This window comes from Bacillus sp. mrc49 (genome assembly GCF_002803435.1).
Genome location: NZ_PHNG01000788.1, coordinates 1 through 21,437, shown reverse-complemented (window position 1 = coordinate 21,437; position 21,437 = coordinate 1). Strand labels below are relative to the sequence as shown.

Annotated in this window: 23 protein-coding genes and 1 riboswitch; of the genes, 6 read left to right on the top strand and 17 right to left on the bottom strand. The window is 41.6% G+C overall.

Going from position 1 to position 21,437, the window contains the following annotated elements; genetic code table 11:
* Positions 1-105: 105 nt before the first annotated feature.
* From CVN76_RS25005 to CVN76_RS24975, 7 genes are all read right to left on the bottom strand, one after another.
* Positions 106-1,395, bottom strand: coding sequence for an ABC transporter substrate-binding protein (locus CVN76_RS25005; RefSeq protein WP_100533492.1), 1,290 nt, complete (start codon positions 1,393-1,395; stop codon positions 106-108).
* A 375-nt stretch (positions 1,396-1,770) separates the two neighbouring features.
* Positions 1,771-1,956 carry a hypothetical protein gene (locus tag CVN76_RS25000; protein ID WP_100533473.1) on the bottom strand — a complete coding sequence of 62 codons (186 nt, stop codon included), beginning with the start codon at positions 1,954-1,956 and terminating at the stop codon, positions 1,771-1,773.
* 223 nt (positions 1,957-2,179) lie between these two features.
* Positions 2,180-3,019, bottom strand: a complete 840-nt coding sequence (locus CVN76_RS24995; RefSeq protein WP_061140576.1) for a YitT family protein — start codon at positions 3,017-3,019, stop codon at positions 2,180-2,182.
* A 233-nt stretch (positions 3,020-3,252) separates the two neighbouring features.
* Positions 3,253-3,963 carry an ABC transporter ATP-binding protein gene (locus tag CVN76_RS24990; RefSeq protein WP_100533472.1) on the bottom strand — a complete coding sequence of 237 codons (711 nt, stop codon included), beginning with the start codon at positions 3,961-3,963 and terminating at the stop codon, positions 3,253-3,255.
* The gene (locus CVN76_RS24985) at positions 3,960-5,066 is read right to left on the bottom strand and encodes an ABC transporter permease (protein ID WP_100533471.1); all 1,107 of its coding nucleotides are present in this window, start codon (positions 5,064-5,066) and stop codon (positions 3,960-3,962) included. The genes CVN76_RS24990 and CVN76_RS24985 overlap by 4 nt, the downstream gene beginning before the upstream one ends.
* A 98-nt stretch (positions 5,067-5,164) precedes the next feature.
* Positions 5,165-6,544, bottom strand: a complete 1,380-nt coding sequence (locus CVN76_RS24980; RefSeq protein WP_100533470.1) for a sensor histidine kinase — start codon at positions 6,542-6,544, stop codon at positions 5,165-5,167.
* Positions 6,541-7,218 carry a response regulator transcription factor gene (locus CVN76_RS24975; RefSeq protein ID WP_061140572.1) on the bottom strand — a complete coding sequence of 226 codons (678 nt, stop codon included), beginning with the start codon at positions 7,216-7,218 and terminating at the stop codon, positions 6,541-6,543. Before CVN76_RS24975 ends, CVN76_RS24980 begins: the two co-directional genes overlap by 4 nt.
* A gap of 288 nt (positions 7,219-7,506) precedes the next feature.
* Here CVN76_RS24975 and CVN76_RS24970 point away from each other — a divergent pair, with 288 nt between their 5' ends.
* Together CVN76_RS24970 and CVN76_RS24965 are read left to right on the top strand one after the other, a co-directional pair.
* Positions 7,507-8,481, top strand: a complete 975-nt coding sequence (locus CVN76_RS24970; RefSeq protein WP_100533469.1) for a bile acid:sodium symporter family protein — start codon at positions 7,507-7,509, stop codon at positions 8,479-8,481.
* 236 nt (positions 8,482-8,717) lie between these two features.
* Entirely contained in the window at positions 8,718-9,974 is a 1,257-nt protein-coding gene (locus CVN76_RS24965; RefSeq protein WP_100533468.1) for a DUF445 domain-containing protein, read from the top strand.
* Between the two features lie 124 nt (positions 9,975-10,098).
* Here the strand turns inward: CVN76_RS24965 and CVN76_RS24960 are convergent, their stop codons facing one another.
* The 8 genes from CVN76_RS24960 to CVN76_RS24925 all read right to left on the bottom strand — a co-directional run bounded on the left by CVN76_RS24960 (position 10,099) and on the right by CVN76_RS24925 (position 16,947).
* Positions 10,099-10,290, bottom strand: coding sequence for a hypothetical protein (locus tag CVN76_RS24960; RefSeq protein WP_100533467.1), 192 nt, complete (start codon positions 10,288-10,290; stop codon positions 10,099-10,101).
* Between the two features lie 510 nt (positions 10,291-10,800).
* On the bottom strand, positions 10,801-11,157 hold the full coding sequence (locus CVN76_RS24955; RefSeq protein ID WP_061140568.1) for an Imm3 family immunity protein: 357 nt from the start codon (positions 11,155-11,157) through the stop codon (positions 10,801-10,803).
* A gap of 28 nt (positions 11,158-11,185) precedes the next feature.
* On the bottom strand, positions 11,186-11,815 hold the full coding sequence (locus CVN76_RS24950; RefSeq protein ID WP_232732468.1) for a deaminase domain-containing protein: 630 nt from the start codon (positions 11,813-11,815) through the stop codon (positions 11,186-11,188).
* A 344-nt stretch (positions 11,816-12,159) separates the two neighbouring features.
* A complete protein-coding gene (locus CVN76_RS24945; RefSeq protein ID WP_061140567.1) occupies positions 12,160-12,627 on the bottom strand; it encodes an immunity protein YezG family protein in 468 nt (155 codons plus the stop codon).
* Positions 12,628-12,630: 3 nt separating this feature from the next.
* Positions 12,631-14,601, bottom strand: coding sequence for a DNA/RNA non-specific endonuclease (locus tag CVN76_RS24940; RefSeq protein WP_100533466.1), 1,971 nt, complete (start codon positions 14,599-14,601; stop codon positions 12,631-12,633).
* Entirely contained in the window at positions 14,598-14,885 is a 288-nt protein-coding gene (locus CVN76_RS24935; protein WP_100533465.1) for a YwqI/YxiC family protein, read from the bottom strand. The genes CVN76_RS24940 and CVN76_RS24935 overlap by 4 nt, the downstream gene beginning before the upstream one ends.
* Positions 14,885-15,286 (bottom strand): YwqH-like family protein, encoded by a 402-nt coding sequence (locus tag CVN76_RS24930; RefSeq protein WP_442857604.1) that lies wholly within the window; start codon positions 15,284-15,286, stop codon positions 14,885-14,887. The genes CVN76_RS24935 and CVN76_RS24930 overlap by 1 nt, the downstream gene beginning before the upstream one ends.
* 263 nt (positions 15,287-15,549) lie before the next feature.
* Positions 15,550-16,947 (bottom strand): M28 family peptidase, encoded by a 1,398-nt coding sequence (locus CVN76_RS24925; protein ID WP_100533463.1) that lies wholly within the window; start codon positions 16,945-16,947, stop codon positions 15,550-15,552.
* Positions 16,948-17,195: 248 nt separating this feature from the next.
* On the opposite strand from CVN76_RS24925, the gene CVN76_RS24920 reads away from it, so the two are divergent.
* Positions 17,196-17,492: a DUF3892 domain-containing protein gene (locus CVN76_RS24920; protein WP_100533462.1), complete on the top strand. Its 297-nt coding sequence runs from the start codon at positions 17,196-17,198 to the stop codon at positions 17,490-17,492.
* A gap of 89 nt (positions 17,493-17,581) precedes the next feature.
* Here CVN76_RS24920 and CVN76_RS24915 read toward each other — a convergent pair whose 3' ends face one another.
* Together CVN76_RS24915 and CVN76_RS24910 are read right to left on the bottom strand one after the other, a co-directional pair.
* Positions 17,582-18,394 carry a hypothetical protein gene (locus CVN76_RS24915; protein WP_100533461.1) on the bottom strand — a complete coding sequence of 271 codons (813 nt, stop codon included), beginning with the start codon at positions 18,392-18,394 and terminating at the stop codon, positions 17,582-17,584.
* A 147-nt stretch (positions 18,395-18,541) separates the two neighbouring features.
* Positions 18,542-19,021 (bottom strand): YbaK/EbsC family protein, encoded by a 480-nt coding sequence (locus tag CVN76_RS24910; RefSeq protein ID WP_100533460.1) that lies wholly within the window; start codon positions 19,019-19,021, stop codon positions 18,542-18,544.
* A gap of 163 nt (positions 19,022-19,184) precedes the next feature.
* Positions 19,185-19,229, top strand: a riboswitch (PreQ1 riboswitch).
* Between the two features lie 5 nt (positions 19,230-19,234).
* Between CVN76_RS24910 and CVN76_RS24905 the strand changes: the two genes are divergently transcribed.
* The 3 genes from CVN76_RS24905 to CVN76_RS24895 all read left to right on the top strand — a co-directional run.
* Positions 19,235-19,720, top strand: coding sequence for a QueT transporter family protein (locus CVN76_RS24905; protein ID WP_061140559.1), 486 nt, complete (start codon positions 19,235-19,237; stop codon positions 19,718-19,720).
* Positions 19,721-19,840: 120 nt separating this feature from the next.
* Positions 19,841-20,497 (top strand): TVP38/TMEM64 family protein, encoded by a 657-nt coding sequence (locus CVN76_RS24900; protein ID WP_100533308.1) that lies wholly within the window; start codon positions 19,841-19,843, stop codon positions 20,495-20,497.
* A gap of 115 nt (positions 20,498-20,612) precedes the next feature.
* Positions 20,613-21,437 (top strand): PAS domain-containing protein (locus CVN76_RS24895; protein WP_157805794.1); only part of this gene is annotated, 825 nt, incomplete at its 3' end.

Here is a 21,437-nt window from a genome sequence, read left to right as displayed (position 1 = left end):
GGGTTATAGCTTTAAGTAAAATGAAGAGCCCATTTGTACAATCCGATCAGTAACAACCAATCGACATGCCTTCATGCCGATTGGTCATTTGTCCATTTCCAAGCATTATTTGCTACGTATTTTTTCCCAATTTTCAATGTTCTGCTTAACAAATTCCTCCCACGTCAGCTTACCAGTTACGTATTTTTGGATGCTGGCACCAAGTTCATCATTCCAGCCGACAGGATAACCGTTAAATACCCAGCCTGTCGTATTTCCTGCTTGGGAATATTTATAGATTTCCTTTGAAATTGGATCGGCTATTTTTTCCACATCATATCCTTCATATGCAGGAATGAATTTGAAGTCTTCCAAAACGGCCTTTTTCCCCTCGTCAGATGTATACATCCAATCAAGGAACTTCTTCGCTTCCTTCTGTACCTTTTCATCGGATTTCTTGTTCACTGCCCAATAGTTAGGGACGCCGACAGGCATGCCCGTAGCTTTTTCTCCATTAGGAATCGGGATTATGCCAATTCCTTTTTCCGCTAGCTCAGGATCCATGTCATACACGGTGTTATACACCCAGTTTCCTTGCTGAATGATTGCAACTTTCTCCAGCGAGAACAATTCCTCCACTTGCTGGGAGTAATCAAGACTTGCTGTCGGCTGGACGGAATATTTATTTTGGATATCAACAAGTTGCTTGAACTTATCACCATCCGTGAATTTAACCGTAGGGGACTTGCTTACTTCCAATACATTCCCATCAAACTCCGGAGCTAAAAAGACATTGGATAGATGGTTTCCTGTCACCCACTTCTCCTTGACCGGATAAGCGAAAACGGCATCAAGCTTCAATTTTTTCTTCTGTGAATCGATTTTCTTGACCGCTGCCTCCAGCGCTGAATAGCTTGTGATTTCTTCAGGCTTGATACCGGCTTCTTTAAAAATCCGCTTATTATAAATCAAGCCGTATCCTTCTTGGTTGAATGGAAGGCCCAGAACTTGCCCGTCCTGTTTCACCCCATCCAAAGTGCCATCAAGGGCTGCTTCTGCCGCCTTCGTATCCTTTAAATCTAATAATCTATCTTTATATTGTTCGACATCCACCGGTCCGCCAATGTTAAAAACGGCTGGTTCTTCACCGGAAGCGAATTTTGCGGTAATGGCTGATTTATAATCATTTCCGCCGCCGACTGTCGATATCTTGATCTTCACACCAGGATTTTCTTTTTCATACTGCTTGGCCAAAGTCTCGAATTGCGACTTGAACTCTACCTTGAATTGAAATATATCGAGCGTCACCTTATCAGAGCCGCCGTCCCCGCCAGTCGAAGAAGAACACCCAGCCAAAATCACGCTAAATATCAATAAAATAGAAAAGATTCCCCCGTACCATTTTTTACGCTTCATCATACCGACTCTCCCTTTTTCATAAAATTCATGCAATTTTAAGAAAACGTTTGCATAAAAAAAGAAAATAAAAATCTTTTAATCTACTATATTTGCATACTATCCCGAACCTCTAACATCACCTCCTTACATAATTACCTTGCAAACGTTTACATTTATGCGCTTTATGTTACCACCAAATTCCATACTTTACAATATTTTTGTAGGTTTTTGCAAAAAAAGGATACAAGAAAGCCTTCTCAACTTAATTATATGATGGGGAAACCTGCAATTATTCCTATATGTGATTATAAAAATAAATAATCATCCGGGCCTTTTGCATTATAATGTTTATCTACTAAAATAAAAAAGGGTAAACCAATGGTCCCCTTTTTTTCATTTCAATACCATTTTCACATTGGAAGATCCGTATTCATCTTTCAATTCATAATATTTGTCGCTTGCTTGTCCAAATTCTTCAAACACACCACTGATGATCAATTCATTCGTTTCCTTATCTACTACACTATACTTGATATTATGCTTCCCAAACTTCCTGTCATCCACTTTCAAAAGGATCATCTTGGACACCTCCATCATTAATGGCTGCACTCGTCAGGGTTGTATGACTTCTGAATTACATAATATAACATTTTATTCTGAATATATAGATTATTTTACAATATATTTCATGACACCTTCAGACAAAATTCGAGGGTTCCTACATAGAATAACAGCAATAAAAAAAGGTTTCGGAATGAGATCACTCCGAAACCACATTATCCGCCAGCTAAAAACAATTCATTCAGGACTTCGATATATCGAGGAATCCTTCACCAAATACGTCACGGACATCATGAATGGCAATAAATGCATTGCTATCGGTTGCCTTCACGATCCGTTTCAACTTGAGGACCTCCTGCTTGCTGATAACGATATATAAAATATCCTTGGAAGCTTTCGTGTAGTATCCATGACCGCTAAAAACGGTTACCCCTCTGTCCATCAGTACGGTTACTTGACTTGCAATCTGATCCGCTTCATTGGATATGATGGTAATCGCTTTTTTCGGATTCAAGCCCTCTATGATGAATTCCATCGTTTTCGTTCCAATATAAAGCATTAGAATTGTAAGCATAAGTCCTTCTGCGCCAATGATGAAATAAGATGAGAACGCAACGATTAAATCGAAAAACAGAAGTCCATAACTTAAGCTCCATCCCAAATACTTATTCGTGATTCTGGCGAGGATCGTCGTACCGGCAGTCGTCCCGCCCACTCGAATGATCATCCCAATTCCTGCACCGGCAAACACTCCGCCAAATATCGCATTGATGACAATTTCATCGGAAGATATATTCCAACTCTCCGTTAAATGAAGGAATAGCGAGTTGAATGCAACGGCAACGATCGTATAAATCGTGGTCATTTTCGACAAATATTTATAACCGACAATGAGCAGGAAAGCATTGATGATCAAGCTTAAAAGTCCCGGCGACCATTCAAAAAGATAAAATAAAATGATCGTTATCCCCGTGACTCCCCCTTCCCCCAGTTCATTCGGAATAACGAAAAGGTTTATTGCCAAGGCGAATATAAAAGCCCCAATTACTATAAAGAAAACATCTAAAGAAATCTTTTTCATGGTTATTACCTTCCTTTAAGTGTGGTTAATGTGAAAAGATAGGTTAATTTCACTGCTCTATAGTAACATGGAAAGCCACTGATTCCTTCAAAGATTTTTTCTTTTCAGTTGTATTTGTCCCCTCACCGATTGTCTCGATTCAAAAAGGGAAACAGACATGAACAAAATAGGCTGCCCCGTTCCTCGTCTTACCGGAATAAAGCAGCCTCTATTTTTCCTCTTATCCATTCTACTTATTGCAGGTTCGCGCGTTTTTCCGTATCACCATTTGTAAAGATCTTGCCGTCGATGATATGGATCACCCGATCACATAAATCCAACATTCTTTCATCGTGCGTAACCATGATCGCCGCTTTATTTCTTGCCTTCACCTCATGCACAAGCATTTCGACCACATCCCTGCCCCTTTTGGAATCCAGGCTTGCGGTTGGTTCATCGGCTAAAATGATTTCCGGATCATTCATAAGCGAACGGCCGATGGCTACACGCTGCCGCTCTCCACCTGACAGCGCTTCCGGCAAGTGATCTGCCCGATGTTCAAGGCCAAGATGGCTAAGCAGATCATCCGCTTTTATCACAGCTTTTTTATCCCGCTTGCCAATCAATTCAGAAAGTAGCAGAAGCTGTTCACGCACGGTCAGATATGGCACTAGGTTCGCCGCTTGAAAAATGAATCCGATCTTTTCAAGACGCACCCGGGTCAATTCCTTTGAAGGTAATGAAGTGATATCTTTCTCATCCAGGAGAATACGGCCTTTACTCGGGGAAAGTAATGCACCGGCTATGGAAAGGAACGTGCTTTTTCCTGAGCCAGATGGTCCCGCGATGGCAACGAATTCCCCCGCTCTCACTGCTAGGGAAATATCATCAAGGGCCGTCACCATGTTGTCGCCTTCTCCATAAGTTTTACTGATGTTTTCAAACAATAGCTTATCACCCATCATGAAACCCTCCCTATTGCATGAAGCGCATCTATCTTCGCCACTCGATAGAGTGATAGCAGTGAACCCAATGCGGATACAACCAAAAGTAACAGGGAATATTTAATGACCAGATCTGGACGCAATTCAAAAGGCATCCCCTCTGGCATGATGAAAGTGACTCCATATGTCAGTGCCACACTGATAACGATGCATACAACGGCAAGCAGCATGACCTGGCCAACAATGCTTTTTGCAAGATAAACCGTATTGGCACCAAGTGCTTTAAGGACTCCGAATTGATTCGTTTTCTGCAAGGTTATCACATAGAAGAATACAGCCAAGACAAACGCTGCGATGACAAACAAGAAGGCAATCATCATCGTCAATGTGCCCTGTTCCTCTTTGAAGCCTGGGATACTCTGAAGCGATTCATCTTTTGATAGAAGTGTTACGCCTTCAGATAATGACTTACGTATAGTTTCTTCTGCCTTCGCATCCATCTGCACAGCTATCGCACTGATCGAATTCTTCGCTTGATTTTTCAGTGCCGGATTGATCTCCCTCCATCCGTTAACATTCATGTAGACAACCGGCGAATGGCTGTAAGATTGCTTTTCCGTAAAACCAACTATGGTGAAAACCTTTCCTGACCAATCATCTCGAAATGAATCGCCTAACTTATAGCCAACCTCTTTTAAGGAACGATCGGCAACAGCCTCGCCTTGTCTCTTATCATCATAGATCTTTCCCTCCATGACTTCCGGTGCCAAAATACCTTTGCCATTGGTCGCAAAAATCGTGACATCCGTTTTTTCATTTGAACCGATTTGATTTAAGGTGCTCATCATTTGCCCCAGACCTTCTGCTGCTTGAACATCCGGTGAAGCCCGGAGTTCATCCAGCGTGTCCATGGATATGATCGACCGATTCAATTTGTTTTTCGAGTCATGCTCCATGACGAAATAGTCAGCCTTCATGTTTTGTATGGATGAAGCGTTATCTGAAGAAAGACCATTGGCTAATCCTGAAATGATAAAGACAAGCAAAGCGACCAATACCATGATCAATCCAATCAGCGAATAACGTAGCTTTGAATGCTTCAGTTCACGTATGGCTAAAAACATGATTTCATCTCCCATTCCTTTTGTTAACCGATCCATAAGCCTTCGATCGGTATGAACTGATTGTAATCAACCAATATGAATGGAAGATGAACGAATGATTACATAAGGGGCAAACGGATATAAAAAGTGGTTCCCTTGCCAAGTTCGCTTTGAACCTCAATCGTTCCGCCATGCAGGTCTACCGTCTTCTTCGTAATTGAAAGCCCTAAGCCGCTGCCGGTTTCACTGCGATTCCTCACTTTGTCTACTTTATAAAACCGATCCAGGATATACGGGAGGTCTTCTTCCGAAATTCCCAGGCCCGTATCTGAAATCATCACTTCAACAAAATGATCCAGTTTTTTGAGGCGAATGTAAATTGTGCTGCGCATTTCGGAATATTTAATGCTGTTGGTTATCAAGTTCGTCCATACTTGACTCATAAGTTTCTCATCTGCAAAAACGATGATTGAAGGCACATCCATTTCGATCACCATTTCTTTCTCCCGCCAATTCCATTCCAGCATGAACATCACTTGCCGAATTTGCTGCGCCAAATCAAAACTGGACCGCTGCAGCGGATCTTCCTCTTTATCCAACGAAGCTAGCTGAAGCAGTTGTTTACTTAGTAAAGACATACGCCTGCTCTCTTTTTCGATTATGGACAAGTACTGATTTCTTTGTTCCCTTGTTAATTCCTCTGATTGCAGGGTTTGCGAAAATCCTTGGATGGATGCAAGCGGCGATTGAATTTCATGAGAAACGTTCGATACGAACTCCTGTCTCATTTCATCCAGCCGCTGGATACTTTGGGTCATTTTCGAAAAATGCTTTGCCAGATCCCCGATTTCATCACGTCGGGATACATTCAATTCACTGCCATAATCTCCATCAGCGATTCTCTTCGTAGCTTCAGTCAATTTCGTAATTGGCTTGACGATGAAACGTGTATTGATGATCACGAATAAAAAACTGAGCAGTAGTGTGAGTATTAGCAAAACGGCAAGGAAAAAGCGTATTTCGCCAAACTGCAATTCTATATTCGGCCGAACAAACAGGGCATGTTTCTCGCCATCCACATTAATTGGGACACCGATGCTATTGATTAATACATCATCAAAAAATCCGGTAATGAATAACCCATTATTATAGCTGGCGATTCCTTGGTAGGTCTTGCCATGCAAAACTCCAGAAATCGTGCCTGAATCCAAAGCGGTTTCCCGAAACGGCTCCCCATATAAAGTTCCTTCACCCTGCTCATTAAACAAATACATCTGATAGTGCAATCCTGCTATATGGTTTAAATAGGCATCGATATCCTGACTTGGATTTTCCTCATATAAGGAAACGATATCACTAGCGACTTTGCTAATCTTCTCACCATTATAGGGTTTTTGAACCTTATGGTAGTAGACATTGGAAATTAAAAAGGCGATGACACTGGCGAGCACCATGATAAGTATGGTTTGAATAACTATCCTGAAATAGAGTGTTTTCACTTTTTATTGACCTCCAGCTTATAACCGAGGCCACGAACGGTGGTGATGGCGAAATCATCGGTCCGTCCGGAGAAGCGCTCCCTTAATCGTTTTATGTGGACATCGATCGTTCGGTCATCTCCTTCAAAATCAGCGCCCCATACGAGTTCAATCAGCTGCTCACGCGTAAAAACCTGCTCAGGGAAACTCCCTAACTGTGCCAGCAGCTCAAATTCCTTAAGCGGCAGGAGCAATGTCTTCCCCTCAATTCGCACCTCATAGCTTTTACGGTCAATAATCGTTTCGTTCAATGCAATTGATTCGGAATTAACCATTCGGTACCTTCGCAATAGAGCCTTTATTCGAAATATTAGTTCCCTTGGCTCAAATGGCTTGACAAGATAATCATCGGTACCGGCAAAATAACCCTTTTCTTTATCGATAAGTTGATCTTTAGCAGTCAATAAGATCACCGGCAAGTCATATTGATCACGTATTTCCTTACAAAGGTCCAGGCCGTTTTTATAAGGCATCATAATATCGACAACGGCGAGATGGATTCGCTCGTTCTCAAGTAGCAGCGAGGCCTCATTGCCATCCTCCGCTTCGAAAACGATGTACCCTTCCTTCTCCAGGTGGAATTTAAGCAATTCCCGAATATGCCGATCATCATCCGCAATTAATATATGTATCAAAGCACCCACATCTCCACTTCATGTATTACCGTCATTATTCTTACAATAGCAATAATTGGGCTTTTAAAACAACCCATACTGATTGTAGCTTCCCGTTCCTTATTGGCTGGCCGCTTTTATGTTCTCATCTCACAAAAACGGCATGATTCTAACTTCCTTTGCCTGCATTTAAATTCAGCCCAATTAGCGGGTTAACATGCATGGATATTTTTTATTACCGAAATGGGGTTTTAAATATTCTGAATATACACTATAATTGATTTATTTTAAAACATCTAGGAGGTCATTATGGGTTTAGTAGAGAAAGTCAGCGCATTTGCTGGAAAAACATTTACCTTATGGGTGATGATATTTGCAGTCCTAGCATATTTCATGCCTAATCACTTTATATGGATTGGAGCGTACATCGTTCCTTTATTGGGTATAGTCATGTTTGGCATGGGTCTTACACTGTCCGCCGCTGATTTCAAAGAAGTTTTCCGGCGACCGAAAGAGGTAGCCCTCGGGGTGGCAGGACACTTCATCATTATGCCGTTATTGGCATTTGCTTTGGCAATCCTGTTCGACCTGCCGAAAGAAGTGGCGGTCGGCGTCATTTTGGTCGGTTGCTGCCCTAGTGGGACAGCTTCAAATGTCATGGTGTTCCTTGCACGAGGAAATGTTGCACTTGCGGTTGCCATCGCTTCCGTATCCACCATTTTAGCGCCCATCATCACCCCGCTTCTCATCCTGCTGTTGGCAAGTAAATGGGTCAATATCAGCATTGGATCGTTATTCATTTCCATCATTCAAGTCGTGATCATCCCGCTCCTGCTTGGATTCATCGTCAAGAAGTTTTTCGGTAAACAGGCAGAGGCCGGTGCAAAGGCTTTGCCCCTCGTATCAGTCATTGCGATCGTCCTGATCGTTTCTGCCGTCGTCGCAGGCAGTCAAGATCAGCTGGCTAAAACCGGGTTGATGATTTTCGCGGTCGTCGTGCTTCATAATGTTCTTGGTTTTATTCTTGGCTTTTTCTTTGCCCGGTTATGCGGGATGGATTTGGCAAAACAGAAGGCCGTTGCCATGGAGGTCGGGATGCAGAATTCCGGTTTGGGTGTAGCGATAGCAACCGCCCATTTCTCGCCTTTGGCTGCTGTACCCAGTGCCATCTTCAGTGTTTGGCATAATATATCCGGATCCATATTGGCCTATATTTTCAGCCGCATGAAAGAGAAAAAAAAGAGTGTGGAAGTTAAAAATGATTCGATTAAAAAAAGCATATAATGATGAACTTTGAACGTTTTTGCCGTTTTAAGCCGATCGAAATGATCGGCTTTTTTTGATTGCAAGTATTTTCTTCTTAATAAGCAGTTTCCCCATTCCCGAAATATGAACTTACCGCCTTAGTTGTGGGTATTTTTTTGAACTACCTGCTATACTACTAAATAAAAGCAAAACATAAAATACGTTGATGATTCGATAATAATAATGGAATATCATGTTAAGGATGAGGGAATAAAATGTCGCCAAAAATAAAATCGTCAAGAAAAATAGCTCGGTATTCATTAATGATCATGGGAGCGGGATATATTGCAACCACTCCCTTTCTAGGTTCCTTGCCGCTGGATTTATTACACGGAGGATTCGAGGCAGGACTTGTCGGTGGATTGGCAGATTGGTTTGCCGTCACTGCACTATTCCGCCATCCGCTTGGAATTCCGATCCCCCATACAGCTCTCTTGCCCAACAACCGGAAAAGAATGACCCATGCACTGGTTTCAATGCTGAAAAACGATTGGCTGTCTAAGGAGAGCATTCAGGATAAAGTCAAAAACATTCCTTTTACAGAAAAATTGATCCCAGTCATAGTAAAAGAGACACAAAGTGACACGTTCAGAAAAGTCCTGATTAAACTTATTAAGCAAATGATATGTTATATAGATATAGAAAAGATTACACCTTTTGTTGCAAAAAAAATAAAAGGATCACTTTCTAACATAGACATGAGCAAGCTTCTACATGCTGTAAGTTCACAGTTAGTAAACGAAGAGTTTGATAAAAAAGCTTTGGACCATGTTTTGAAAAAAGCTGAAGATTGGTTAAGGCAAAAAGAAACCGGACACAGACTAGGCACTGTTTCCATGGATGTACTCAGCAAGATTGAACTGGAGGGCATGCTTCAGTTTGCCGTTAAATCGATTCAAAGCTTGCTTAACGAGGAGAAACTGGGCAATATCATCCAAAACCTTCTGTTAAGTGTCGTAAATAATTTAAAAAATGAGAATGAACCAAATAGAGAAGCTTTAATCTTATATATCAGGAAAGAAATTCAAGGCATTAACGATAACAGGGAACTGTTACAAGGAGTTGAAAAATGGAAGGAACAACTTCTAACGAAATGGGAGCCCGAGGCAACCATAACGGGAGGTCTACAACAAATTCAACAAGAAGCACTGGAATTCGTCGAAGGTGAGCATTTCATGGACGCTTACTTGACTCCCATCATTCAGCGTGTCCTGGATAATATGAAAGAAAATAGCACCAGCATCGATCAATGGATCCAGAAGCAAATTACTGCTCTCATTGAAAATAATCATACGCAAATCGGCAATCTAGTCCAGGAAAATCTCGATAAGCTAGATAACGAAACGCTGATCGACATGATGGAAAATGGGGTAGGAAAAGACTTGCAATGGATTCGGGTGAACGGAGCCGTATGCGGTTTTATAATCGGGATCATCCTGACCGGCATCCAAGCCCTGCTTACGCTATTATGAGTCATGCGCCAGCTGGTGATCCCTTTCCACTAATAAAAAAGAAAAGGAGCCGGCCAAGGTTTTCATGAAACACCTTGGCCGGCTTTTCCCTTTTAAATTCACTTGTAAGCAGGGCTTCAATTAGTTAAGGTTTGGATGGCTGATCACGAAGCCAGCCATCAATATGATCTAAATTAAAAACCAGTAAATTATTGATGGGTCTGAGATGGGGTATCTTTTTATTTAATATCAGATCATTGATCTCCTCTTCGGTAATTGGCTGATTTACCGACTCAAGGTACTTTATTAAACTTTTAATACCATAGACTTTCCTCATTTAATCACCTCCCACCAAATTCTCCTTATTGAACATAAAGAAAACTTAGTGTTAGCTATTAAATGAAAGGTCGCTCCATACTTTATACCCACTTTTTGTAAAACTAATCGCTTGCTTGCTTAATTAAAGAATTGGGTGGATATTCAAACCTTTTTCCAGTCCATGAGGTACAAACCGTCGCGGTTCCTGTTTAACATAGGATAAACTGGGATCTGGACATAAAAGCCCCTATAATGCTTTTTTATATTTATATCGGTGATTGATATCAATCCCCATACTCTTCTTTAATTGCTTTATCTGCACAAGAACTATGAAATTGCTCGATTATTTCTTTTGCTTCTAGTTGGTTCATTTGTTTAGTTTCCTGTAATTTCAAAAATTATAAAAATAACACTTAGCCATCATAGATAACATACTAAGATTTAAAACTGTCTAATTCATTAAAAAACCTCGAATGGCTTTGTCCACTCAAGGTTAACACTTCATGATTAAATATTTTTCTTTCACCTGCTATTCTGCTGATGAATTATAATCAACCTCTGCATTTCTTAGTCCTTGTATCACTTTTTTTATTCGTTTCGATAAGTCTTGTATTTCTTCTAATGTTAAGTCAGATTCTGCTTCTTGTGGGATAAACATGCTTAACCTTTTTGTTATACCTTCAATGCGCCCAACATATACTTTTTCATGGCCGATTGCTATCTCTCCAATAGCAGTATCAACAATAAAATCTTCTATCTTGCCTAATCTATCAAATTCATCAGCTAGTTTTGCTATAGCATACCTATATCCCCTATCTTCTTCTAACAACTCTTCATATGTCTCCTGAATCGCATCAAATAATTCATTATATCCCCAATCTTTCATTAATTTTCTCCTCCATTCAAAATTAAGTTTAAGGAATAATTCTATTACCATTGTTGTGTAGGACTTCTAATTCGATATTTTTATATTTAGCAGCAAACTCTGCTATGACTTTACTACAACTGTCACAAGTATCCAATTCTGTAAATAACTTAATTTTCCCATTAGCTTGTGTATTCTCTCCAAGCCTAGAAGCAATGTCATTTGGTATTTTATACTCCGTATCTGTATTCCTTAAGTACCTCTCTCCCTCTTTACCAATAGCTTCTGTAGCTTTAAACATTGGATTTTCAGGTTGTAAAGAAATATCAGGCACCATATCCTCAAGACTTCCTTTGAGTTCATTTATGCTACTTTGAGCATAAAATTCAGATTTACTTATCCCACTGACATCCACTTCTGCAACAGCAAAATTTCCAGATTTCTTATACCTACTTGTTAAATTTCCTCTTAGCTCTTTTACTCTATCAATTATATGTGTTTCTGCTACTGAATCTATTTGTCTAGTTGGATACACTTTACCTTTAGTAATACTCTCCCCAGAAACACCCTCTACTTTGCTATCCTTAACCGTGAATTTCTGATAGGCTTCCTTAATAGTCTGCTTTTCCATCATAACTTGGCGAAGGGTTGGTCCTCCTGCGAGGGATACTTGTTCCATACTTATCCGTTTAGGGATTTCTTTTTTACCTAGTTCTTCACCTATATTTTTTAACGTGGCTTTTCCAGATCTCGCAATGTCTGTTATTGTAGTTTTTGCATACTGTACCTGCTTTTGCGCAAATTCCTTACTGTAAGGAATGAACTTTGTACCACTTGTATTTAATCACGATGTCTGAGGTCAGTAAATCCATATTCTTATCTATATATCTTTTTTAGAACTAACGGCCTTTTATATGAGAAGCCCGATATAACTTAAAACAATACATATGCTATTTCTACAATGAAAAGACCTTAACTTTACCGTTAAGGTCATACAAAAAAACAAGCTTTTTTTATCCTCCATTATTCTTTCTTGAGGTATTCTTCTAAAATACTCTTATCATATTCAGTTTCAGGTAAAAGACCCAAACGAGTATATTCCCAAATAACCCTTCTTTCGTGATCATCTGCATTTGATAAATCTTCATAATCATAGTCAACTTTAAATTCCCCTGTACTTTCTAAAGTAAAAGTTAAATTGGTCCATTGTTCTTGATTATTATCTTTAAATTCATCTGATAATTCTTTTAAAACCTTTATTAACCTCCGCCAAGTATCTCTATACTCTATTCTACTAATACTATGTAATTCAGGGATATCGTGACTATATATGAGTTTATCATTAATATTAGACTGATAGAAAAAGAACGCAGTCCCTGTCCCCTCATTAACTTCTCCATACAAAATAACTTTACTCCATTCTTCTGGAATCATCTCATTTACTGTTTGAGCTATTTTCTGATAATATTCATTTAGTTTTGATTCATTCATTTTTTATCCCCCTGCTCTATTTTCAAATGTTCTTAAATCCCAACGGCCATCGTCAATTTTATACTCTATGTCGAAACTTGTAGGTCGAGTTGAATTTCCCTCATACACAGGATAAATTTTCACTTCTACTGTTTTAGGAGGATTACTGTCTAAAGCTTTTGCCCAAGATATTTCGAGTTTTTTCCATTCTCCCATATTCAGGTTTGCATTCATAGGAACAAGGTTGTCTAGATGACCAGACCCTTTAAATATGCTGGCGATTAAGTGGCCCCCTTGATCATCCGGCAAGCGGTCTTCCCTTCCAGCAATTCGCTGAGCATAATTGTTTCGTTTACCACTACCTAAGTCGAGAGAACCTTCTACACTTGTTATACGACCCTTTTCATCTGTTTTATATACGTGACCACCAGGGGATGTATATTCAATATTCGGTTTTAAAACTTTCTTCATCCGCTCTCTTGTATAATGCTTTCCATACTCCACTTTTGTAATTTCAATGGATTCCTTTGCAAGCACTACTTTGCCTGTACCCTTACCACCATCACTCTTAACCGTAAACTTCTGCACGATATCCTTAACCGTAATATTATCAAAAGTGACATATTTATAGTTGTATCCATACGCCGTCGCTAATTCTTCGACCCTAATCCGGAGAGGAACTTCCACCTTGCCGATTTCCCTGCCGAAAGCTTGAACCTTCTGAACCTGCTTCTGCGCAAATTCCTTGCTGTAAGGGATGAACTTTGTACCACTTGCTACTTTATCGGCGACTTTGGCTGCACCAGCCACACTGCCGATTCCCAGTGCCATCAAGAGGCCGTTCTGGCGCTGTTCCTCAGTTAGCTGGTTGCCGAACATGTCTTTGCCTGTGGCGGCTTCGCCAAGGCCGTTGGCGGCGAGGAGTCCGTATATCCCGTATTCGGATTTCTGGAGAAGGCTAAAGCCCTTTGTCGATTTGTAAGCGTCGAGTGCGTGATTCGCGGCGTTCAGTCCTTTGGCCGTTTTGTAGATGGCACTGCCGCCCTTGATGGCCCGTCCGGCCCAGCCGACGACGGGGATGAACCCAGCGGCCGCCATGGCGCCTGCGGCGATTCGTTCGGCATCGGACAGCTTGCGGCCCGTGACTGGATCGACCCCGGTCGTTGCCCTGATTGAATCATAATATCCCGTAAATTCCCCTGTAAAGGTTTTTGTCGTATCCCAGGCTTTTTCGTACCATGGGCGGTTTTCGAGTTCTTCCATTTCTTGTTCGATTTCCTTGGCTTCGGCTTGTTCCTTTTTGAAGGTCTGGTACTCCTTCATCTGACCGGCGACTTCATCCTTCACTTGATAGACTTCACTATTCTTGAAGGCTGTTTGGTTGAACGTCATCGGCGAAATGGTGCCGTCCTGTTTGGTCGCATCAAGCAAGGCACGGAAAAGGCCAACCGCCACGTTTTCCTGTCCGACAGACACTTCATACTCCTCGACCAATTGCCGGTCGACATTCTCTACCTTTGTCACGGTGTCATCCAGTCTATGCCCGGCCAGCGTGATTTTTTCATTAAAATCCTTTTGGTCGAACATATCCAGAGGAAGGATATCATCAATACTGTTCAGGATTCTGCTAAGATCACTTGCTTGTTCATCGACAAGCGACTTCGCTTGCTTGATGCCATTCGAAACCTCCCCATCTAAAAAAGGAACCTCCACCACCGTATTACCGGAGAGGTCCGCATCTTCAAGAGTGGCAGGAATGCCCTCCAAAAAACTGATTTGAGTCGTGAATAGCTCAATCCAGGCGTCCGCCACGTCGATCTGCGCTTCATAGAAGCTTTTGATGGCGGCAGCACCGGCTCCCTGAAACTCGTGATCTAGGCCGACGATCCCCTGAAATTCCTTCTTCAGGGCATTGATTTGCTTCTTTAACTCTTCATATTGCTTGGCGCGTGACTTGGTTGCGTCCTGCAAGCTCTCGGCTTCGTAGATTTTCATCGCGCAGGATACCCATGTGAAGTATGGGCGATGGCCTCATCCTGCTCTTTTAATAAATCGATATTGGCCCGGGTATCTTCGACATTTTTTTGGACGATTTTAATATATTGTTCGAAAACCTTCTCAAGGTTCGTTTCCCGATCCATCCACTTCGAGGTAAATTCCAATTTATTATTGCCGAGCTCTCCTGCCGGTACATGTCCAAGACTGACGCCACCAAGGGCCGTCTTTACCTGATCGACCTGCTTCGTTACGGCAGGATGATTCAGCTTGATTGTCGTCATTAAAACAACCACCCTTTTAAATATGATAGTTTACTTTCCAATTGGTCAATGACGGCTTCTCCTTTTTCCAAAAGGGCATCCGCTTCATGGGCTATGGTGCCTGCTGCACTCAAAGCTTTTTTCTCTATATTCAGCATCGTGATCTTTCCCTCGATTTTCTCTTGGTAGTCGTCATAATCAGCATGAATGATCGCAGACATGGCCTTGTACGCATCGCTGCGGGCATCTTGGAAGTCATCGGCTCGATTTCCCGTCCAGCTTCCTGCCAAATCCGGATGTATTATTTTCCTGATTTCTCCCAAGCATATATCTTGTTCTTCATTGATTTGTCGTTTAGCCTGCTCCAAGCGATTGATTTTTTCACTCACGTCCGACATTCTGCCCGAGATGGCCGAGTGAATCTCCCTTAAAGAATTTGCATGAAATTCGTGTTCACCTCAAAAAATCATTCTTCATTACTGTCATATTTTTCATATTTTTTATTATAAGGATTATAGTCTTACAGTTAAATAGGGATAAATAAGCTATTTAAGCTCGAACATTAGGAAATTACACCCACATAAAAGCAGTTCCAGCCTAGGCTTATTACCCCTTATTTTCCATTTTTAAACATAAAAAAAGGGTGCAGGATGCACCCAAAAAACTTACCCTTCGTACATCTTCCTTACTTGAATTCTTTCTCTTCAGCTAAATGCGGTGCTTTCACCTTGTTCCCATGAGGTGGAAATGGTTTTTTCTTTTCAATTTTTGCTTGGTCATAGACAGCGGTACCGACGATTTCAGCAACATCTTGAAGCTTTTCCTTAGAGATCTTATCAATGGTATCATCAGGAGTATGATACCAAGGTTCTGAAGGACTGTGGATGAATAAGGCCGCGGGAATCCCAGCCTCGGCGAAAGATACATGATCACTTCGGCCGCCTTGTCCATATGGAGTAGGCGTCCCATTCAACCTGGCACTTGATGCCTGAGCCAGATTGGTCACAAGATTCATTTCGCCATCATTACTCAAAATCACCAAATCTCCAGCGTCCCTGCTTCCAACCATATCGAGGTTGAAGTTGGCGATCGTCCGCTTGATCTCCTCATCAGAGAGGTCCCCGACATAATGCTGCGAACCTAGCAGACCATTCTCCTCGGCGCCGAAGGTAACGAAGCGGATTTCCGTATCAGTGGGAAGATTCTTCAATACCCGGGCAAGTTCAAGTGTGACCGACGTTCCCGATGCATCATCATTCGCTCCCGGTGCTCCAGCGACGGAATCATGATGACCTGTGATATAAATGATATCGCTTTTTTTAGCTTTCATGTTCTTGGTAGCCTTTTTCATGGCCACCACGTTATAAGAGGTTTTTTCTCCAGTATGAGCCCCTTCGATTTTTAATGAAGCGGTCAAATTGCCTCCTGCCTTCATTTTTTCCAGCAGGGCCTCTCCATCTTTTTTCGTGATCGTGACAGAAGGAATATACTGATCATTGTCCCCTCCGAGGGTTCCATTCAATTCGCCATCTGCATTATTGTACAGGATGACACCCGCCGCGCCTTTTTCTGCCGCGTTCAATACCTTCTCTGCAAAAGTGAAACTTCCTCTTTGGATAAGGGCAATTTTCCCTGTGACACTTGCTTTTTCAAGCTCTTCCTTCGTTCCTAGGCCGGCATATATCAGTTCACCGGATGGATTTCCATTCACTGAATAAGTTAAATGGCTTGGCTTGATTTCCCCATCAAAGCCTCCAATCGATAGCTCAACCCGATTTGGATCCGTATAGGATAAAAAATTGAACTTTTCGATATTGGCTTTATAGCCGTATGATTTGAATTGCTTTTTGATGAACTGGACGGCCTTGTACTCTGATTCAGTACCGGCCACTCGAGGTGTTTTGGAGAGGTAATCAATATTTCTGTAGATTTTTTCGACATCGATCCTTTTAACGACCTGCTTATCTGCGGATGCAGCATGATGCGCCGGAGCAGGGTGTGTTGCTGCCAACGCAGTGACTGTCCCTGATGCATGAAGGACCATTCCAGCGATTAGTGTAAATGATAGAAATTGTTTTTTCATAGATTGCCTCCCAGTTTCATAGTTTCACTCCATAATTTTACAATAGCAAAAGATATCTAAATAGGTAGGATCATCCCTATTCAGCCATGACGAAAGTAGCTTTTTACCAGAATAAAGAAATTTACAGGATTATCGAATCGTGCAAAAAGTACCACATGCAGTATTTACATACGTCTATAGAGTAGCTGGATGAGGTTTGTATATTGCAGAACAATTAGTTCACCCTATACATAGGAGGTGTCAAAAACATGGACCAATTTGAAAAAGCCTATGAATCCTATAAACAGCAGGGTACACCGCAAGCAAATCAGCCTGATTCAACTGGAAAGGAAGAAATCATTGCTGTCAGGAAAAATGATGATGACAATATCATTGCCATCAAGACGAATTCCGGCCGCGAACTCGACTACCCTACTGCCCTTTCCGAGGCGAAGGCAGGTCAGCTTGCCAATGTTGATGTCTTCCATAAATATGGACGTGACATATTGCGGAGTGAGCCTGATGGCATCAAGGAAAATAATCTCGACCAACTGCCGGAGTTTTAATGATTCGGGAAAGCTGCCTAAATATGGGCAGCTTTTTAATGGCTGATGATTCCAAAACACAAAAAAGAACCAGCATGGATGCCTGGTTCTTACTTCTCGTACTGATAGGATTCGGATATTTCGAGCAGCTGGCCGCAGCATTCGACCACTTCAATGATTTCCATCCAGGACATGTCCAGCCCCAATTCATTGGCATGCGAAATCTTATCCCGCAATTTCCGGATCGCATTCGCATCCTTCCTTCCCTTACTTTTTGAAGGGATTTGAAAAAAGCGCCTCATTTCCTGATCTTTATGGATAATATCGAACTTATCACTGATTTGCAGACACTCTATTATATTGATATCTTCATTTTTATCGATTCGGCGCCGATATAATTCGGTTGCCTTTTCCAGACGGTCCTCGCTTATCATGGAGTGCCAGCCGCCATCGCCGAATCGATGCAGAATGATATCGCTCAGCCTCATTTCCAAAAGGGTGATATAGCCGAATATCAGCATCCTGATAGGCGGCTTTTGAAGGTCAGCATGGGTAATCAACTTTTTGATTGAATTGTTCTCCAGCACGAACACCCTTGTTTTTTTCTTGAAAATATGAAGAAGCTGAATCAAGGGGGTTGAGTCCGAAACAAGCTCCCTTGGTGAAAAGTGTCTCAAATACCTCGAAATCCTTCCTTCACCAAGCTCGTGCCTTTCGATATATCCGATGATGTCCCCTTGATCTTGTACGGCCATGATATCGAAATTCTTTCTTTCCAGCGCATTACGTATATCCAGCGCTTCATCATTTTTGTGACAGGCTTCAAGCTCTTGGGCTATACTCTTGACCGTGATGTTTTCTTCATAAAGAGTTTTTAGACTAAGGTAGCTGCTATTGTTTTTTCGATGGCTTCCGGTTAACATCCTTCACGCTCCATTTAGGGGATTTCTTCACGAGCATCTTCAGCTGGGGCGATTTCACAGGTTATTTTTCTGTAATCGAGCGAATTCCAACTGATGCGAATCTTTCCGTTTCATAATATAACAGCCGTTCCTATCCTTGCTCCTCGCTCACGCTTCTTCCCAATCCTTACACACATCAACCCACCCTTTAGCGCCTGAATATTCTAATAATTCAGCAAGTGTAAGCTTTATGGCAGAATTCGTACTGCCGCAAGCGGGAAATACCGACTCAAACCGCTTCATTGATACATCGAGAAAAACGTCCAGCTCGTTGGCCAGTCCAAATGGGCAAACGCCGCCGATAGCATGCCCAGTCTGTTGGAGCACTTCATCAGGAGCCAGCATCCTTGCCTTGAAACCGAATGACTGGCGAAATTTCTTATTATCGACTTTTGCATCCCCGGCCGCTACAACCAAAATCGCCTTGTCACCTTCCCCCCTGAAGGATAGGGTCTTAGCGATCCGCGCAGGGATCACACCGATGGTATCCGCTGCCTCATAAACCGTAGCGCTTGATGTTTCGAACTCCATCACTTCGCCTTCACGATTCCATTTTTTAAAATGATGTTTGACACTTTCAATTGACATGTCACTCTCACTCCTTCTACTTCTCTATAAAAATAATATCATCCTTCCATGCAAGAAATCAAAAATCCGTTTGGCCTATATGAAGCTAGGTCGTGCAATAACCATTCTTTACAAATTGACGAAAGGGGCATATTTAGACTACTATTAAGCTTCAGGCAAAAACCTATACGTGGTTCGTAACCATCCCACGATAAAAAACTAGGAGAGAATAAAATGAATAATCGTACCCTCGTGATAAGCGGGATCTTGGCTGCCTTATATGTGGCGGTCTCATTCGTGTTTCAACCAATATCTTTTGGCGCATACCAATTCCGGGTTCCGGAAATGCTGAACCATCTGATAGTATTCAATAAAAAATACATCTATGGCATCGTAGGCGGTGTATTCATTTCGAATCTGCTATTTTCACCCATGGTTCCGTTTGACTTGATTTTCGGGGTCGGGCAATCCATACTCGCCCTGCTGCTGGTCATTTTTGTTTCGCGGTTCATTAAAAGTATCCAAGGACGGATGATCGCGACGATTATCTTTTTCACGTTCACAATGTTCTTGATTGCAATAGAACTGAACCTTGCCTTGGACTTACCGCTTTGGTTAAGCTGGGGCACCACAGCTGTTGGTGAATTCGTTGTCCTTTTGGTTGGTGCGCCAATCATTTATGCAATGAACAAAAGAATTCAGTTTGAAAAGTGGCTTTAAAGGAATCATCGCTTCCTGAACCTACTATACTGTAAAAGAGCTGTCTGCATTTTGCGACAGCTCTTTTTTCACCAATGAACCTGAAGCTGGTAAACTATAAGTAAGAATGGTGGTGACCCTTTGAAAAAATTCCTGACTTTGATTGTTCTGTTGGGTATTGCAATATTCATTTACACAAATGCAGAATTATTCACTTTAGTATGGAAAAGTGACCTGGAGTCAGTTATTGGCATCTTGAAGGATAACCTCTCGCTCACCTTTTTGGTCACATTCGTATTGATGTTTGTCCAAAATTCATTTACGATCATCCCATTAATTTTGCTCCTGACGATCAATGTCACGATATTTGGCTTCTTATATGGTTACCTTTGGAGTTGGTTGACGAGTGTAGTAGCATCAGGATTGATCTTCTATGCTGCAAGAAACTGGTTTCAAGACCTTCTTTTGAAGAAGCTGGACAAAAAATGGCAAGAAAGTGTTGTGGAGCACGGTTTTATGTATGTCTTTACCGGAAGGGTTTTCCCGCTTATCCCTACAAGCCTGATCAACCTGGCAGCAGGAGTCAGTTCGGTTACATTCAGGGATTTTTTATTGGCAACGACACTGGGAAACCTGATTTACTTTTTCTTTCTATCGCTGATTCCATATGGCCTGCTAACTGTGGAGATGAACCAATATACGTTAGCTGCACTCGCACTGCTCTTTTTATCATTTTTCATGTTCTACAAACGGATGAAAAAGAAAAAGAACCAACGCATCTTCCGAAAAAACAGGTAACCGCCTCGGTTCCTGTTTTTTTATTTATGATTGTGCATATATTTTTCTTCGATAGTTTGTTAAAATGTGTATGTAATTTTACCATTGCAATGTCTTAAAATCAGGGAGAATCTCCATGTCCAAGCGTTCCATTTTAAGTATATATATCCTTTCCGGGATTCTTACACTAGTCGTGTTCGACTATTTCTTAACGACAAATATTCAAAACAAAGAGGTCTTCATTCAGCTACAGAGAGTGGAAGGCACTTTCTTTCTTTTATCGATAGGCATGGTCTTATACCTTTACTTGGCTAAAAGGGAAGAATTCAAGCAATTAAAGGAAGCGGAGCAACGCCGGCGTACACTTATTAATTCGATGGTCGATTTCGTTAACTTCAAGGATGGCGATGGGCGATGGCTGGAATCGAATACCTTTGGACTTCAATTATTTCAATTGGAGCATGTGGATTATAAGGGCAAAAAAGACAGCGAGCTGGCGGAATACACTGAATTTTACAAAGAGTCGTTGATCTACTGTGAAGTTTCCGATGAGGAAACGTGGATGAAAGGGGTAATTACAAGATGCGAGGAAATCATTCCCCTTCCAGATGGCAATCACAAAACCTTTGATACGATCAAGGTTCCCTTGTTCTTTGAAGATGGTTCCCGAAAAGGGCTAGTCGTCATCGGCAGGGATATATCTGAAAGAGTTGTTGCGGAGAAGCAATTATTCGATAGTGAACAACGTTATAAATCATTATTCGAACACAATCCATACCCGATGCTCATGCTTGATTTAAACGGGTTGATCACCACCGTGAATCCGAGGTTTGAAACGGTTACCGGCTTTCATCAAGAAGAAGTCCATGGCTCCTCCTTCGTTAACCTGGATTTTTCACCGGAAGATGCAGAACTGATTCATACATCCTGCGACTATGTCGTGGAAAATCGTAAAGGAATC

What these genes read in the sequence shown, in the direction of transcription:
- CVN76_RS25005 (WP_100533492.1), bottom strand. Translation starts at nt 1,395, where the DNA reads ATGAAGCGTAAAAAATGGTACGGGGGAATCTTTTCTATTTTATTGATA.
- CVN76_RS25000 (WP_100533473.1), bottom strand. Translation starts at nt 1,956, where the DNA reads ATGATCCTTTTGAAAGTGGATGACAGGAAGTTTGGGAAGCATAATATC.
- CVN76_RS24995 (WP_061140576.1), bottom strand. Translation starts at nt 3,019, where the DNA reads ATGAAAAAGATTTCTTTAGATGTTTTCTTTATAGTAATTGGGGCTTTT.
- CVN76_RS24990 (WP_100533472.1), bottom strand. Translation starts at nt 3,963, where the DNA reads ATGATGGGTGATAAGCTATTGTTTGAAAACATCAGTAAAACTTATGGA.
- CVN76_RS24985 (WP_100533471.1), bottom strand. Translation starts at nt 5,066, where the DNA reads ATGTTTTTAGCCATACGTGAACTGAAGCATTCAAAGCTACGTTATTCG.
- CVN76_RS24970 (WP_100533469.1), top strand. Translation starts at nt 7,507, where the DNA reads ATGGGTTTAGTAGAGAAAGTCAGCGCATTTGCTGGAAAAACATTTACC.
- CVN76_RS24965 (WP_100533468.1), top strand. Translation starts at nt 8,718, where the DNA reads ATGTCGCCAAAAATAAAATCGTCAAGAAAAATAGCTCGGTATTCATTA.
- CVN76_RS24960 (WP_100533467.1), bottom strand. Translation starts at nt 10,290, where the DNA reads ATGAGGAAAGTCTATGGTATTAAAAGTTTAATAAAGTACCTTGAGTCG.
- CVN76_RS24955 (WP_061140568.1), bottom strand. Translation starts at nt 11,157, where the DNA reads ATGAAAGATTGGGGATATAATGAATTATTTGATGCGATTCAGGAGACA.
- CVN76_RS24950 (WP_232732468.1), bottom strand. Translation starts at nt 11,815, where the DNA reads ATGGAACAAGTATCCCTCGCAGGAGGACCAACCCTTCGCCAAGTTATG.
- CVN76_RS24945 (WP_061140567.1), bottom strand. Translation starts at nt 12,627, where the DNA reads ATGAATGAATCAAAACTAAATGAATATTATCAGAAAATAGCTCAAACA.
- CVN76_RS24940 (WP_100533466.1), bottom strand. Translation starts at nt 14,601, where the DNA reads ATGAAAATCTACGAAGCCGAGAGCTTGCAGGACGCAACCAAGTCACGC.
- CVN76_RS24935 (WP_100533465.1), bottom strand. Translation starts at nt 14,885, where the DNA reads ATGACGACAATCAAGCTGAATCATCCTGCCGTAACGAAGCAGGTCGAT.
- CVN76_RS24925 (WP_100533463.1), bottom strand. Translation starts at nt 16,947, where the DNA reads ATGAAAAAACAATTTCTATCATTTACACTAATCGCTGGAATGGTCCTT.
- CVN76_RS24920 (WP_100533462.1), top strand. Translation starts at nt 17,196, where the DNA reads ATGGACCAATTTGAAAAAGCCTATGAATCCTATAAACAGCAGGGTACA.
- CVN76_RS24915 (WP_100533461.1), bottom strand. Translation starts at nt 18,394, where the DNA reads ATGTTAACCGGAAGCCATCGAAAAAACAATAGCAGCTACCTTAGTCTA.
- CVN76_RS24910 (WP_100533460.1), bottom strand. Translation starts at nt 19,021, where the DNA reads ATGTCAATTGAAAGTGTCAAACATCATTTTAAAAAATGGAATCGTGAA.
- CVN76_RS24905 (WP_061140559.1), top strand. Translation starts at nt 19,235, where the DNA reads ATGAATAATCGTACCCTCGTGATAAGCGGGATCTTGGCTGCCTTATAT.